A 15051-nucleotide genomic window follows, 5' to 3' on the forward strand; every position below is an offset into this window, starting at 1 on the left:
TCTGAACAGGAGCGGTCATTAACAAGATGTCGCCCGTGTGATGAATCAGGGGATGGGGAACAACTTTGGTGCGATCATCTCCTGAAAATAGTTTTCTCTGGTGTCACGCTAGTTTTCATATCATGCCTCACTTTCGAATAATGTAATAGTCATTCTGGAAATCGTGTGCTAGTCGTTTAATTTCGACCTGCTTAAACCCAGCATTGGCAAGCAGTTCTAGTGCTTTTTCTTGTCCCCACATTGCCCCTAACCCCATGCCACCATAGGCAAGGGAAACACTCATGCAGTGCATACAGGAAATGGTATAGAGCAGTGGTGCAACAGGATGCTCCAGGTTGCCGCCTACATCGGTTGTGGCATGAATGTCTTGCATCAGGTAAACACCATCAGAACGCAACGCACTGTGGATGTTCTTTAATACAACATCGGGTTTAGCCTGATCGTGAACGGCATCAAATGTAGTGATGAAATCGTAGCGATCGCTTTCTGCCAAAGTCGCTGCATCTTTTACCTTGAACTGGATGTTGTGAAGTTTCCGTAGTTGGGCTTCATGGTTGGCATTGGCGATCGCTTCTGCTGAGAAGTCATAACCTGTAAATCGGCTATTTGGAAAAGCTTCTGCTAACTTGGTGAGTGCCCGCCCGCTGCCGCAACCCACATCTAATACATCAATACCCTGTTGCAAAGCTTTTATGAGTCCAGGAATCAGGGGTAACACATGGTCAAACAGTGCAGATACAGTCGTTTGCCCGCTATCTTCTGCCATTACTGCATGGAAGCGCTTGAATTCTGAGTAGGGAACACCACCACCTTTGTAGAAACAATCAACAATCTGATCTTCTACCGTTCCTAAGAGTGAAATGTATTGAGCAAAGGGAGCAATGTTATCGGAAGCGGCTGCTCGGGTTAGAAAAGCGGCGTGTTCTGCGGGCAAAGTGTAGGTTTTGGCAATCGGGTCGTAGTCTACTAAACGACCTGTAACCATTGTGCCGAGCCATTCTCGCACGTAGCGTTCGTGAAGTCCGGCAGTATCAGCAATTTGTTGACTGGTGGAGGGCGGCAGTTCTGCCATTGTGTCGAATAGTTCGGTGCGGTGTCCGATTGAAGTCATCAGGGCAATCGCGCCGCTGTTGAGAATGCCTAACAGGCGATCGGCAAAAGCTTCAGCTTTGGTTGTGTCAAAGGTTTGAGTCGAAAAAGTTTGAGTCGTCATGGTCGATTCCTCGGCTAACAATTCTTGATGCGGCTTTGCATCTGAATTTAAGTTAGCGATCGCAGCGTTCCCAAACCGTTCTCAAAGCATTCCAGTTTAAGGTTGTAAGACTTCAGCTAACCAGATGCGATCGCCAGAAATTCCTAATTTGTCGGCTACTGCCTGGATTGAATCGATGTCAGATGCATTGAGTTCATAAATTACTCTGGTGCGATCGCGTGACAGATAAGATTGCAGCCATTCAATCCCATATTCTGCACAAAGATAAATTTGCTGGCGATCGCTAGAATAAGCCCCTCTTGCACCATTCATTCCCTCATCGTCCAACACTTGAATTTGAGGCAAGTCAAACTGACCTAATGATCCTCCAGCAATCAAGGTTTGTGCTGCTTCAGGATGGGTAATGTCAAACACATTCTGTAGCCGTTCAAAAGCAGTAGGTGAAGCAAAAAACTGCTGCAACTGATGTTGAACATCTTTTAGAGCAAAGGAAAGCAAATCTGAGGTCTCTAACCCATCTAAAGAAAATCCAGAAGCTAAGTTACGAGAAGAAAGGCTTAAGCTAGAGGCGATCGGAGTGTGCATCAGGGAAATCTCTCAGGTGAAGCAAATTGATTAGAAGGGAGGTTGTTTGGGCATTGCTGATCTGACATATGAATTTCGTAGGGGCATGGCTATGCCATGCCCCTACAGAGGGAATTGAGATCCGTGAATCATACCCGCATTCAACAACGCCTTTATTTGAAGCAAATGTCTGTAGCTGGATGTCTTAAAGAACGTTTGTTTTCAAGGTGTCTTGTTAAGCAGAATTGAAGACCCTATCTGCTAAAGCCATCACGTAGGGACACTCCAAAGCATTTCCAGGTGAAACCTGGAAACAGGTACAGAACTATTGAGGTTGAATAACACTTCTTACCTCAGTGCAGTGGAGGAAAAGGCTTGACGGGAGTGAGGAGTACTCGATGTAGAGATTCTACAGGTCAATACTCGATCGCTAAGAATTGCTCAGATTGCCTGCCTGACCAGGCTTCTGTTGAAAGCTCTTAAGTTAGAACAGATTGACTTTTAGGATAAGTAGCAGTTCGAAGATTGCTTGTATCCCTGCTAGCCGTAAGCATTTGTCACTCCTCAGTAGAATTTGCACTCCAGGTACCTCAATAAATGAGAGGTTCGCGAACTAGCGTTCAGCGTTATGCTTCAACCTTGAATCTTTGTTCTACTCCCTATTTCAGGTCTTATGTAAAAAATCACATCAAACAGCATCCCGAACTAGCCGAAACTCTTTGACATAAACAGTTCAGAGCCTCTAGTCAGGGATTAGGAATTATGTGATCGAGCAGAAAACAGCCAGTAGTTTGCTGTCGCAAGCTCACCTAGTATGTTTTTTCCGCTAGCGCTTAGTGTAGGAGATTAAGCGACTTTTGTCAGTATATTTATTTAGAATTTTCTGGAAGATATTCTTTTTGTTACGCAGGAAAGTTCGTGAGCGCTGCTTTAAGTTTCCATTTTCTCCAATTTGGGAGGGGCGATCGCCCTCCTCATAACTGTTTCAACTGGGTATTTCCCAAATTCAAAAAGCTACTTGAACTGATTCTCCTAAGAGGCTACATCACCGGGCTAGGTATCTCGTTCTCTAGCGATGTCGTCTCAAGCATTGTCGCCTCAACCTATCCCGCAACACAGTTGTGGATGAATGTGGGTAAAACTCTTATCTTTAGAATCCTGGTTCGGTGCTTTGGTGGTACTGAGATAAGAAACAATCCTGAAAATAGCTCAAGGACGTAGCAAGTTCAAAAAAGCCAAGGTGAACCAAGGCTTCAATTGCTACGTCCCTATTGAGGTCAGTTTCTGGTCTCTAGCCAGCTTCTAGTATCTACAACGCTTGCGTTAGTTGAAATTCTGCGTTGAATCTAGGCTTTACTGTGTGTAGCGGGGTCGGCAACGTATTTGAAGTTTTCATCAGAATTCCAGGGTCCACGCTCATCCTTCCCACCATTGGATGACAAATTGAAGTAAAGATCGACGGTTTCGTCGGGTTGGATATTGCCAAAGAATGGATCATCCAATTTACCCAACGAGTCTAGTGCTTTCATGAACATCTTTGTGTGAGAAATTTCCCGCGTCAGCAGATGGACTAGTGTTTGTTTGGTTCCCTCATCCGTTGCTAGTTTGATTAGTTCTTCGTAAGTCTGACGGGCTCCGGCTTCTGCAGCGATGTTTGCTCTCAGATCACGAACAACGTCGCCGCCTTCGTTCAAATAGCTTGCCGTCCACGCACTCCCCTGGCTGTCTAGAAAGTGAGGACCCACACCCCGCACAGCAAACAGCGTACTTTTAAAAGCATCTGTTTGGTCCACATTTTTGGTATGTCCTTCGATCAGTTTGCCCACCATTTCAAGGTGACTAAATTCTTCGATCGCAATATCTTGCAGCATGTCACGTATACCTGCATTCTCAACATGGAATGACTGCACCCAATATTGTAATGCTGCAGATAGTTCTCCCGTGGCACCCCCAAACTGCTCTAATAGAAGCTGAGCATATCGAGGATTTGCTTCCTTGATGTCAACGTTATGGATAAGTTCTTTTTTATGAAAAAACATGATTCTCCTCTGTGTACAAATTGAGAACTAAACTATCTTTAACGTGTTACAAAACGATTTTTACTCGCTTCCTCACGATAGAGGGATGTATTTGACAAATCATGCTCCTACAGGTTGAGATAGGGCATCTAAAGTAGGACGAATGAGTTTATCTCAAGCGATTGTGCAGAAAACCTTCTCAAGTTCTGCAATAGTCAACTCTCTTTTGGGCTATAGAGCAGCCCAAAAGCTTAATATTCTTTGCACGAATGACTCAATACAGCACAGCAGCTTTTCTGAAGCCGCAGGACTAATGCTTGCAAGGACTGCTGTAATGATTTCAGGCTTGATCATCGGGTAGATTGCCACCTTGCTTGGCGATGAGGCTGTTGAGTTCTTGTTGCATCTGGTGCTGAACCTGCTTATAACAGGCATCAACGTAGCTGCGATCGCGGGCAGCATCTTTCCCATATCGTTCAAAGTAGATCGGTGCGCCAACCCGGGTTGCGATGGGTCGAGGATAGGGAACGTTGGGCAGGGGACCGATAGCAAGTCCCCAAGGTAGACCCAGGTAGATAGGGAAGACCTCAGGATCAATACCCAATAGCCAGGGCATACCCCGTGCGTGAAGTTTCTGCATGAAGGGATAGATATCAGCTAATACCAGCAGAGTATCGTGGGCACCCCAGGAGACAGCAGGAATGATCGGCAGGTGGCGCTGAAGTGCAATTTTAATAAAGCCTTTGCGATTCGCAAGATGAATTTGATTTCGTTGGCTAAACGGGCGAAAGACATCTTGAGCACCACCGGGATAAACCAGAATACTGGCGTTGCGGTCAAGGGCAGCTAGCGCCATTTTAGGATGAGCAGCGATCGCCCCACCCCGTTCTGCCAGAAAAGCCAAGGGAGGATAGACTACCCACACTTTAGGATGCATCAGACCATAGACCAACCGATCGGTGCCGAAGCGCTTAAACCAGTCGTAGAGCATCATGAACATGTCAGGCGCAGCCATTCCGCCATTGTGGGAGCCAACAAACATCACCTGACCAGCGGGAACCTGTTCCCAACCTTCGGTCTGAACATGAAAGTAATGTTCGTAGAACCAACCCCATAGAGGCTGAAAGGCTTGGATAAATTGAGGATTGCGATGATCTAACGACCAGCCCGGACGATGTGCTGTTGTGTGACCGTAACACTTCATTTAATGGGTATTCTCAACCATACTTTAGACGAATGCATTGTATTACTAAAAGCTGCGTATAGCCTGTCACATCCGGAAAATTTTGTAATTTACTATACAAAAACCGTTGACTTCAACTATACCTTTGAGAAATACGAGATATAGAATAGTTCTAAGTGAGTTGAGTTTTAAAGTTGCTGTAACTTAAGTTTAAGTAGCAATTCATGAAACTTGTGATTGGTGATTATGGTTACTCCAAGTCAATCTTCAGAGACGCTTAAAGCAATTCGCGGTTCTTTTCTAGACTTCATTGATGACCCGTTCTATGTCCCTGAATCAGAAAGTGTCCGCTACATTGCTGATGGACTGCTCGTTCTAGAAAACGGCAGAGTCAAAGAATTTGGTGCGTATGATACCCTCAAACACAAGTATGCCAACCTAGATATCACATCCTACACCGGGCGACTGATCATGCCTGGGTTTATTGATACTCACATTCATTTTCCGCAAACGGAAATGATTGCTGCCTATGGGGAACAACTGCTGGAGTGGTTGCAACAATACACCTTCCCAACAGAGGGAAAGTTTAAAGATAGAGACTATGCTCAAAAGGTCGCGGCTTTTTTTCTAGATGAGCTGTTGAAGAATGGGACTACGACCGCACTGGTCTTCGCGGCAGTGTTTCCCCAGTCTGCGGATGCTTTTTTTGAAGAAGCGAGTCGGCACAACCTGCGAATGATTGCAGGCAAAGTGATGATGGATCGGAATGCTCCAGATTTTCTCATGGATACTGCTTCCTCTTCTTATCAAGATAGCAAAGCATTAATTCAAAAATGGCACAAAAAAGGGCGACTTCTTTATGCGGTCACCCCCCGATTCGCCGTCACTTCCACCGATGCACAGTTACAAATGGCGGGTAAACTGCTGCAAGAGTTTCCAGATGTTTATTTGCATACTCACTTATCAGAAAATGTAGATGAGGTAGAGCTTGTTGCTAAGCTGTTTCCTAATAGTAAAGGCTATCTGGATGTATATGATCAGGCAGGATTAGTGAGTGAACGGTCAATCTTTGCTCATGGGGTGCAATTAACGGATGCGGAATTTGAGCGTCTCTCAGAAACGGGAGCAGCGATCGCCTTTTGCCCCACTTCAAACCTATTTTTAGGCAGCGGGTTATTTAAGCTATCCAAAGCAAAATCAGATCAACATCCCGTACATCTCGGTTTAGGAACAGACATCGGAGCCGGAACCAGTTTTTCTCTATTGGTGACTGCTCATGTTGCTTATAAAGTGGCACAACTTCAGCGACAGCGGTTGTCTCCCTTCAGGGCGATGTTTTTAGCTACATTGGGAGGGGCAAGAGCCTTGCATTTAGATGATAAAATTGGCAACTTTGATTCAGGCAAAGAAGCAGACTTTGTGGTTTTGGATATGCAAGCAACTCCACTCATGGCGTTTCGCAATTCAGGCTCTATAGCAACATCACTCAAAGAGCTGACTGACCAGCTATTTAGCCTGATCATGCTGGGAGACGATCGCGCCATTCAAGCTACTTATGTGATGGGTGAATTGGCTTATGAAAGGGAGAGCGATCGCCCCCACTAACTCTCCTCATGCAGGAAGTCTAATGTTTCCACCGGGCCCGATAGCCACGCGCATCGATGTGACTCAGCTCCGGAAACTGTTGATAACGCCCCAACCCACCGGGCCACCAGGGATCTAGCGCCCAATAAAGCTGATTGCCACTCAGCCCATCACAGTAAAAGTCGATCGCATCTCCCACAATGTGCCTACTTTCTGAAGCCCCACCGACTCTACGATTCACTTCAGGTGAACGATACCAACTGGTGATGCGGAAAGGACGACCAATGCGATCGCGAGCCTGCTGTGCCAGTTGGGCAATTCTCACCATTGCATCAACCGTTGCCTGATTAGGCGGCATCCGCGTACCACCATGAGTCGCTTCTGCCCAGGTAAAGTTACCGTTGGGAATAATTGAGGTATACATGTGTCCGCGAATGTTGCTAGGAGTCCAGCGGCTAGGGCGAGATGGAGGAGGTGGCGGTTCAGGAATAGGCGGGGCATCTTGAGAATCGCGGCGAGCTTGCTCCATCCGCCGCAAATCTTCAAACAAAGATTGAATCGTTTTTTCCCGTGCATCCAGTCCGCGCCAAAGCTGCACTAGCCGTATTAGCGCCTCTCGCTGTTCCTCCGTTTCCTGGTACGAGGTGGGAACGAGTTTAACGAATTCCAACAGCTCTCGGTCAAGCTGACTGGCTGCATTAACCAATGTAGTGCGATCGGGGGTGCTAGAGGTTAGTACTTGTGGATTTAATCCTAGTGTAGTTAATACAGAAGCCCGTGAATCAAGTCTGCGCCACAGGCGAAACATTTCAGTCAGGGCGTTTCGCTGTTCGCCTTTACCCTGGTAAAACTTAGGAATTCGTTGTGCAAAGGCAATTAATGCCGGATCAACAATGTCTAGGTTTGTCTCACCAGTGGGATGGTTTTGAATGGTGGCGATCGCCTCTTCTCGCGAGTCTAACTGTCGCCAAAGCTGTGCCAGTCGCAGCAATGCCTCTCGCTGATGCGGATAGCCAGAATAATTGGGTGAAACCTGCTGGATAAATTGCAGCAGAGCACGATCGAGGTTTGCTTCACTAGAATTAGATAGGTTAAAAGAGGCGATCGCGGCCTCTCGATTGTCCAGCTTGCGCCATAGCCGCACTGCTTCGAGCAATGCCTCACGCTGATAGGGCAAACTGGTGTAATAGCGAGTTAGCCTCTCAGTAAAGGTGAGTAAATTCGGATCAAGATCAGCTAAATTGTGCGGCAGTTGGTCTGCTCTATAGTCTACGGTCAGGTCTTCAATGTAGGCTTTGAGCAGCTTTTTGCTATCGCTCGACTCCAGTCGGGTAGCGGCAGTATCGTTAGCAGGCGGGGCATAGCCTTTGGCGATCGTCTCAACAAAGCGATCGGTGTAGCGTCCCTCATCCCGATCCCAGATTTCATCTCCTCTCCAAGCTTGAGCTGTAAGCCGATTCGTGATGCTGCGAACGGTGTTAGCAGCATACTGCACCTGTTCAGGAAAGGTATTGACCTGGTCGAGCGGAATCCGGTTTGCTGGCGAGATTCCTAATCCGGTTTCACCATCCGTCAGTCTAGGGCTGTCATGAACCTCATAAAGTGCCGCCAAAATCGGTTTGTGAATGCCAGTGCGGGCTGCTTCTAGCAAGTAGTAGTAATTGCGCTGGTCGGCGGTCAAGTCTGCCATAAATAACCCTACCCCTGTGCAAAATCGGTCTTCTCAAATTTTGCACTGTTTTAGCCATTGATGCGATGTGTGATCTGCATCATGCAACCGCTTCCACAGCATTGAGGAACACCTTGTCGTTGGCTATTAGCTGCACAAAATCAGAGCCAAACTTCAGAGATTTTATTAACACGAGATTCTGGCACAGATGATTGGCGCAGAGCGACCCTCTGTTAGCTTAGCGACTGGAACTTTGCAATCAGCAGGATTAATTCGTGCCGACCGAGGCCGCATCACAATCCTTAATCGAGGAGGAATGGAAGATTCCGCCTGTGAGTGCTACCAAATCGGAAAGGAAACCTTGGATCGGTATCTTGCAAAGGAAATTAAGCCTTAATCTGAGGGAGAACGATTGAGCCGCCTGCCGAGAAGTTACATTTAGATATAGCACCTATAAAACATAAGACTTATTCGTCTCCTTCAAAACCTTTAGAAGATGACAAACCTATTAAAGAAACTGCGGGGCGGAGCGATTATGGGCATCGGATATATGCTGTCTCCGCTTTCCTGGTGGAATGATTTATTTTTCAATTTGCCGATCGCTTTAGTCTTTGGCTATGCAATCAGCTGGATTAAGCCAGACTGGTTTCTACCCGGCACCATTGTTGGCTACTGGATTTCAAATGTTCTGGGAATCGTGATGATGCAGTTTGGCGCAATAGATATGTTTGTGGATGGAGAGAAACAAGATCCTAAACGGGGTCTGCTGATTGGGTTAGGAGGTTCTACCCTCTATACATTGATCGTCTCGGTTCTGGTTTACTTTCACATTCTGCAAGTGCCTGATTTTTTGATGGACTTACATCCATAGTCAGCTGTAGTCCAAGACTACCAACTCGCAATCACCCTCAATCACCCCCGGTCAATTGATGACTGCTACATAGCTGCTATATATAAGAATTGCGACAGTTCAGCAAATCTAGACTTAGACGAAGCAATCATCCCGGTGAAACAATTCGTTGCACAATCAGTCCTAAATCGCCGCTGTCCCTTAGCCTAGAAATTAGAATCAGAGCCGAAAGGAGAAAGTTTTGGTTACCTCCACCAGTTTGAAAACCACCAAATCAGAAGAAATTTTTGCCGCTGCACAAAAGCTCATGCCCGGAGGGGTCAACTCTCCGGTGCGGGCATTTAAGTCTGTTGGCGGTCAGCCCATTGTGTTCGATCGCGTCAAAGGCGCGTATGCCTGGGATGTAGACGGCAACCAGTACATTGACTATATCGGTACGTGGGGCCCTGCAATTTGCGGTCATGCCCATCCCGAAGTTTTGCAAGCCCTCCACGAAGTGCTGGAAAAAGGCACTAGCTTCGGCGCACCCTGCTATCTGGAAAATGTCTTAGCCGAAATGGTGATCGATGCTGTTCCCAGTATTGAAATGGTACGGTTTGTTAACTCTGGCACCGAGGCTTGCATGGCTGTCCTGCGTCTGATGCGGGCTTACACCGGACGCGACAAGGTGATCAAGTTTGAAGGCTGCTACCACGGCCATGCCGACATGTTTTTGGTCAAAGCTGGGTCGGGTGTGGCAACGCTAGGATTGCCCGATTCCCCTGGTGTGCCTAAGTCCACCACAGCTAATACGCTAACGGCTCCGTTTAACGATTTGGAAGCCGTCAAAGCTCTATTTGCCGAAAATCCTGGTGAAATCTCAGGCGTGATTTTGGAACCCGTTGTCGGCAATGCAGGTTTTATTCCCCCGGATGCCGGATTTTTGGAAGGATTGCGAGAACTCACTCACGAAAATGGTGCACTGCTCGTATTTGACGAGGTGATGACTGGCTTCCGAATTGCCTACGGCGGTGCCCAACAGCGATTTGGCGTAACCCCAGACTTGACCACCTTGGGCAAAATCATTGGGGGTGGGCTACCTGTGGGTGCCTATGGCGGCAAGCAAGAAATTATGTCAATGGTGGCTCCGGCTGGCCCGATGTATCAGGCAGGGACACTGTCTGGCAATCCACTAGCAATGACGGCAGGAATCAAGACGCTGCAATTGTTACAGCAACCAGGTAACTACGAGCGGCTTGACCAAATCACCAAGCGGCTAACCGATGGAATGCTGCAAGTTGCCCAAGAAACAGGGCATGTTGCCTGTGGTGGACAAATCAGCGGTATGTTCGGTTTCTTCTTTGCCGAAGGACCAGTGCATAACTATGAGGATGCCAAGAAGTCTGATTTGAACAAATTTGCCCGTTTCCATCGCGGCATGTTAGAGCATGGTGTATATCTGGCTCCATCCCAATTTGAGGCAGGGTTTATGTCTCTGGCTCACACGGAGGCAGACATCGATCGCACTCTAGATGCTGCCCGTGCAGTGATGTCTAACCTCTAGATGTACTGTTAGTCACTAAGCTAGGAAAAGTTAGTCACTAAGTTAACGTGAGTTCGGGTTAAGCTAAACGCTGCAAGGTTTGGTATAAAAGGCTTTAGGCAAAGGGTATTGCTGTAGGCTCTTCTCAATAAGGTTGTTTATTGAGAAAAATTGCATCTGTGGACCTTGCTGACAATAGCTTGATTCACTGCAACGAAATGAGGTACGAAAAATCAGGGGTTCTGACGATTTCTTATCCCGAACTCACGTTAAGTTAGGAAAAAAGGGAGCAGAGCTAAACTCTACTCCCTTTTTAGGTATGGGAACCATACTCTATTGATGAAGTGTGCTTCTCATCATCCTTAGACAACGAAATCAGAAAAAGAGAGACTAGTAGTCGTTATGTTTTGCAGGGTGGCAAGATACCTGAATTGCCCGCCTGCACCAGTACTGTTATCCAGTTTGATCCTCAAAATCGTGTCAGAGCCACTTTGAGACAACGCTACATAGCTACGGTAGGCTGCTTCTCCCTCCAGGCTATAGCCTGGCTCTCGAAACACCCGACTCAGGTCAATCTTGTCGTCACCAATTGTGAAGTCAAGAATCGTATCGCCTCTGTCGTCGTAAGACGTGTAGAGGAATGAGTCTCTGCCTTCTTGTCCCAACAGTTCGTCAGCACCCGTGCCGCCAAATAGCACATCCCTACCTTCTGCGCCAATCAGCACATCGCGGCCGTCTCCACCGAGTATGACATCGTTACCTTCTGCACCTCTAAGGCGATCGTTACGGACTCCACCGTCAACACGGTCGTTGCCAGCGCCGCCGCTGATTCGGTCGTTTCCGGAGCGCCCCCTGATTACGTCATTACCTTCGCTTCCCCTCAAGCCATCATTGCCGTTACCCCCGTCAACGATGTCATCACCTGTACCGCCGCTAATTCGGTCGCTCCCCTCTGCGCCTCTGATCGAGTCATTCGCGCTGCCGCCTCTAATTACGTCGTTGCCATCGTTTCCCTCAATATTGTCATTGTCTCCGCCGCCATAGATGAGGTCGTTGCCGCTCTCGCCGCGCAGCACATCAACTCCAAGCGTGCCCCGCAAGAAGTCTTCTCCACTGCCACCAAAAAGCAGGTCGTTGCCGTCTCCGCCAACAAGCAGGTCGTTGCCGTTGTCACCTCGCAGGCGATCGCTTCCATCACCTCCATTAATCTGGTCGTCGCAGCCCAACCCCCGGAGCCTATCGTTGCCCCCTAAACCAGAAATCGTGTCGCTATCGTCACCGCCCTGCAATACATTGTTACCAATGTCTCCGGTAAGCGTGACTCCAGGTCCACAGCCAGGAGAGCCAGGAGGTATCCTATCGGTTGAGTTGAGCGTAACAGTAGCTGGGGTAATGCTACGCGCTCCGTCATCGTCGAGCGCAACATAGATGAAACTAGCACCTGTAAAGTCTTCGTTTGCCTGGAAGTAGAGTTGCCCCACCTGGTCAGGTCGAATTCCCTGCCCCGCCTCAATCGCTCTGCCACCCGCAGCCGGGTTGCCCAGGAACAGAACGCCTTGGTCTGCCTCCGGTAATCTTGAGATGCGGTAGAAGGTAATTTCGCCGTCATCGGTGCCAGCCAAACCCCTGACCAACCGTAGTGTACTTTCAGGCTCCACCTCAAACGTGCGGTTGGCAACAACGGGAGGACGGTTGGGACCCTCGCCGGGAGGTACAACTAAGCTGACGGTTCCAGGAGATTCACTTACTGCACCGTCATTATCGGTTGCGTCGTATGTAAAAGTAGCTCCTGAGAACTGATTGGTGGCTCGGAAGAAGAGTCGGCTAATTTGACGGGGAGCGATCCGTTGCCCAACCGTGACGGCTCGACCTCCAGCGCTTGGGTCGCCCAAAAACAAAGTGCCCTGAGCGCGCGGAGGAATTGTCCTAACGGTGTAGGAGGCAATCGTGCCGTCACGATCTCTCGCGATAACGCTGGTGATGGGAGTTACATCGCCAACTCCAACCTCAATCCTTCGATTGGCTGCAACGGGAGACAGATTATCACCCGTAACGGTTTCAATTAGGAATGTGCGAATTTCGTGAATGTTGGTAGAGTCACCCGTTGAGCTAGCAAAACCAAACTTGAAGTTTGCAGGCAAGGGAGAACCATTCGCCTCCACCACATTAAACGAATCAATGACCAGTTCACCTGCGTCACTGAAATCGTTGTCTCCATTGAAATCCATCCGAACATCGATTAATCCGCCCGGATCTAGCTCAATGTTGACCCTGCGTCGTGCATCATCCCGATTGGTTGCGTTAGGGGTATCAATTCGCCCAGGTAGATTAGAGTTGCCAGTGAGGTACTCATAGTCATTAGCTTCGCTACCCCGAATCGCGACTGTATTTCTGCGACGACCGGGTCCGCCAACGCGCCCTTCGGTACCCGACGAAAAATTACCAAATTCGTCAAATCCAATTCCGACATAGCCTCCCTCTAGCCCCGGTACATTGATGGGAGTGTTTCTTTGGGCATATCCGAGAGATCCGCCAAAACCACCCGCAACGGTCGGAGATTTTTGTCCGTCGATTAAGAAGAAGCTAATACCATCTGCACCTGTCCCTCCGTAAGAGAACAGATCAAAGGTGATAGAAAGCCCCGCATTCGAGGGAATTGCCTCATTGTAGATGGCAAAGGTTGCCTGATCGGTTCGAGCACCTGTCAACCGCAAAGCACCTTGACCTGGCGCATCAATGGGATTTGCAGTACCCGGAAGCCCACCCGTCGATGGGGCTACAGTGCCTCTGGCAGTCAGGAAAGGGTCAGCAGAGGTGGTCACTCCTCTTCCAAATAGCCATGGACGATTACTGACGTCGGTACCTGTAAAGTCTTCACGAAACAGAAGGGCCAGGGTTGAATCGTAGCTTTCTAAAATTGCCTGATCGAGCTTCAGGGAGGTTTCAATTTGACCGACGGCTGCTTCTAGATCCCAATCGCCACCCAAAGCCATGTTGCCAGTCAGGTCAGTAGAGGCAGCAATATCAGCATCGGTGAGCGTCGCAAATTGCTGAATAAACGAATTGCCTGTGTCGCTTCCTGCAACGTTACAACCGTAGAGTAAAACGTCAGCCGTTTCGGTTAGCGAGCTTGACCAGCTTTGAATTTGAGCGGTGTACTGATTCAGAGTTTCTAAACTGAGCTGAGTAGAACCGAGCTGCAACTGCCCAGAACTGCCATGCGAGAGAATTTGCACGCTTTCTACGCCGCTACGACCAGCCAAGGCTGAAGTGATTTGACTGATACCATCCTGAGTGGCATCAAGAACAACAACTTCAGTACCCGGAGAAGCGCTGCTGACTAAGCTCTGGTAATCATCAACGGTTGAATCAACGAAAACTACGGTGGATGCGGTTGGAGATGTCATGGTAAAAACCTTTGCAAAAAATCGAACCGGAACGAAAAGCAAGGGGCAGCAGACAGATGAATTCCGCTGGTGTCCTCCTGCAATGGAACGTTAAAAAATCCAGCCTGCAATACGACACGCCGAGCCCAGTGATTTTGGTATTATTTTATACGCGCAAATCGAGGTGAGGGGTCGCTTAAAGAAAACTTCATGACTTTCTTACAGTAGTTTCCGAGGGTAGGGGCACGGAACATGCTGAAGTTACCTTCTGTAATCTAAGTGAAATTACTTGAGCTTGAGTTTTCTTTAATCATAAAACGGGTATGGGAGCAGACCCACTGGCAACTTTCCTGTGTTGAAAGCCTGAGGTAGATTAAATCGAGAAGTTGCCCCTCATCAAAAAATTACTGGACTTTAGCGATCGCCCGACTGCAGACGAATCAGTTCGAGATGCACCCTAAAACTTGGATTTCAACAGTTTAGAACTCGATTCACAAACTCCTTTGTAAAGGATGCTATTCCAAGATTTGGAGGTTTTTAGGAAAACGAGTAACCACTATACTACGCGTGGACTTTAATCTGTAGAGCCGACAGTTATATTTTTTTGACGCTGATTCAGTAACCTCTAAGAATTGAAGCAACCTTGAGGCAAAGTTGCGATCGCTCTAACTTAACCTAGATTCAGCGTTTTCTTGAGTTTTTAGAATGAGGCAATGACAGAATTCTTGTTTAACACGAACCTCTACGGAAGTTGCCTTGGAAAAACTAATACAACCTCGCACTTTAAACGTTGCTTGAAAGTGATCAGGAACACAGTAAGGCGGTAATCCTAACAGAATCCGTAAAAATCAGGAGAATCCGCAAATACCCGGAAACTTGCTGGCGATCGCCCTTCATTTGCTGCGAGCGCTACAAAGCATATCTCGCTGCTGCTGCTAGGATTAGTGCTAGCCAAACCCTAGAACTGTAAATTCAGCCAGCGACTAGCCCGACGGACGCCCGATCGAGGCGTAAATCTAAGCAGTCGGCGGTTGAACTCCAGGTCAAATAAGGCTAGATTTG

Annotated in this window: 10 protein-coding genes; 4 read left to right on the forward strand and 6 right to left on the reverse strand. The window is 48.0% G+C overall.

Annotated elements, in window-relative coordinates; translation table 11 throughout:
- Positions 1–127: 127 nt before the first annotated feature.
- The 4 genes from H6F88_RS25835 to H6F88_RS25850 all read right to left on the reverse strand — a co-directional run bounded on the left by H6F88_RS25835 (position 128) and on the right by H6F88_RS25850 (position 4999).
- A complete protein-coding gene (locus tag H6F88_RS25835) occupies positions 128–1213 on the reverse strand; it encodes a class I SAM-dependent methyltransferase (RefSeq protein ID WP_190645690.1) in 1086 nt (361 codons plus the stop codon).
- Positions 1214–1309: 96 nt separating this feature from the next.
- Positions 1310–1798, reverse strand: coding sequence for a hypothetical protein (locus tag H6F88_RS25840; protein WP_190645691.1), 489 nt, complete (start codon positions 1796–1798; stop codon positions 1310–1312).
- 1325 nt (positions 1799–3123) lie between these two features.
- The gene (locus H6F88_RS25845; protein WP_190645692.1) at positions 3124–3816 is read right to left on the reverse strand and encodes a manganese catalase family protein; all 693 of its coding nucleotides are present in this window, start codon (positions 3814–3816) and stop codon (positions 3124–3126) included.
- 319 nt (positions 3817–4135) lie between these two features.
- Positions 4136–4999 (reverse strand): lysophospholipid acyltransferase family protein, encoded by an 864-nt coding sequence (locus tag H6F88_RS25850; protein WP_190645693.1) that lies wholly within the window; start codon positions 4997–4999, stop codon positions 4136–4138.
- 225 nt (positions 5000–5224) lie between these two features.
- Here H6F88_RS25850 and guaD point away from each other — a divergent pair, with 225 nt between their 5' ends.
- Positions 5225–6583, forward strand: coding sequence for a guanine deaminase (guaD, locus tag H6F88_RS25855; protein ID WP_190645694.1), 1359 nt, complete (start codon positions 5225–5227; stop codon positions 6581–6583).
- A 19-nt stretch (positions 6584–6602) separates the two neighbouring features.
- Here the strand turns inward: guaD and H6F88_RS25860 are convergent, their stop codons facing one another.
- Entirely contained in the window at positions 6603–8252 is a 1650-nt protein-coding gene (locus H6F88_RS25860; RefSeq protein ID WP_190645695.1) for a D-Ala-D-Ala carboxypeptidase family metallohydrolase, read from the reverse strand.
- A gap of 178 nt (positions 8253–8430) precedes the next feature.
- On the opposite strand from H6F88_RS25860, the gene H6F88_RS34660 reads away from it, so the two are divergent.
- The 3 genes from H6F88_RS34660 to hemL all read left to right on the forward strand — a co-directional run bounded on the left by H6F88_RS34660 (position 8431) and on the right by hemL (position 10624).
- Complete coding sequence (locus tag H6F88_RS34660; RefSeq protein ID WP_347277747.1) at positions 8431–8628, forward strand: helix-turn-helix domain-containing protein; 198 nt, start codon at positions 8431–8433, stop codon at positions 8626–8628.
- Between the two features lie 99 nt (positions 8629–8727).
- Entirely contained in the window at positions 8728–9102 is a 375-nt protein-coding gene (locus H6F88_RS25870; RefSeq protein ID WP_190645696.1) for a hypothetical protein, read from the forward strand.
- Between the two features lie 220 nt (positions 9103–9322).
- Positions 9323–10624: a glutamate-1-semialdehyde 2,1-aminomutase gene (hemL, locus tag H6F88_RS25875; RefSeq protein ID WP_190645697.1), complete on the forward strand. Its 1302-nt coding sequence runs from the start codon at positions 9323–9325 to the stop codon at positions 10622–10624.
- A gap of 341 nt (positions 10625–10965) precedes the next feature.
- Here hemL and H6F88_RS25880 read toward each other — a convergent pair whose 3' ends face one another.
- Positions 10966–14010, reverse strand: coding sequence for a DUF4347 domain-containing protein (locus H6F88_RS25880; RefSeq protein WP_190645698.1), 3045 nt, complete (start codon positions 14008–14010; stop codon positions 10966–10968).
- Positions 14011–15051: the final 1041 nt, after the last annotated feature.

The organism is Oculatella sp. FACHB-28 (assembly GCF_014696015.1).
Lineage (GTDB): Bacteria > Cyanobacteriota > Cyanobacteriia > Elainellales > Elainellaceae > JAAUTN01.

What these genes read in the sequence shown, in the direction of transcription:
- H6F88_RS25835 (WP_190645690.1), bottom strand. Translation starts at nt 1,213, where the DNA reads ATGACGACTCAAACTTTTTCGACTCAAACCTTTGACACAACCAAAGCT.
- H6F88_RS25840 (WP_190645691.1), bottom strand. Translation starts at nt 1,798, where the DNA reads ATGCACACTCCGATCGCCTCTAGCTTAAGCCTTTCTTCTCGTAACTTA.
- H6F88_RS25845 (WP_190645692.1), bottom strand. Translation starts at nt 3,816, where the DNA reads ATGTTTTTTCATAAAAAAGAACTTATCCATAACGTTGACATCAAGGAA.
- H6F88_RS25850 (WP_190645693.1), bottom strand. Translation starts at nt 4,999, where the DNA reads ATGAAGTGTTACGGTCACACAACAGCACATCGTCCGGGCTGGTCGTTA.
- guaD (WP_190645694.1), top strand. Translation starts at nt 5,225, where the DNA reads ATGGTTACTCCAAGTCAATCTTCAGAGACGCTTAAAGCAATTCGCGGT.
- H6F88_RS25860 (WP_190645695.1), bottom strand. Translation starts at nt 8,252, where the DNA reads ATGGCAGACTTGACCGCCGACCAGCGCAATTACTACTACTTGCTAGAA.
- H6F88_RS25870 (WP_190645696.1), top strand. Translation starts at nt 8,728, where the DNA reads ATGACAAACCTATTAAAGAAACTGCGGGGCGGAGCGATTATGGGCATC.
- H6F88_RS25880 (WP_190645698.1), bottom strand. Translation starts at nt 14,010, where the DNA reads ATGACATCTCCAACCGCATCCACCGTAGTTTTCGTTGATTCAACCGTT.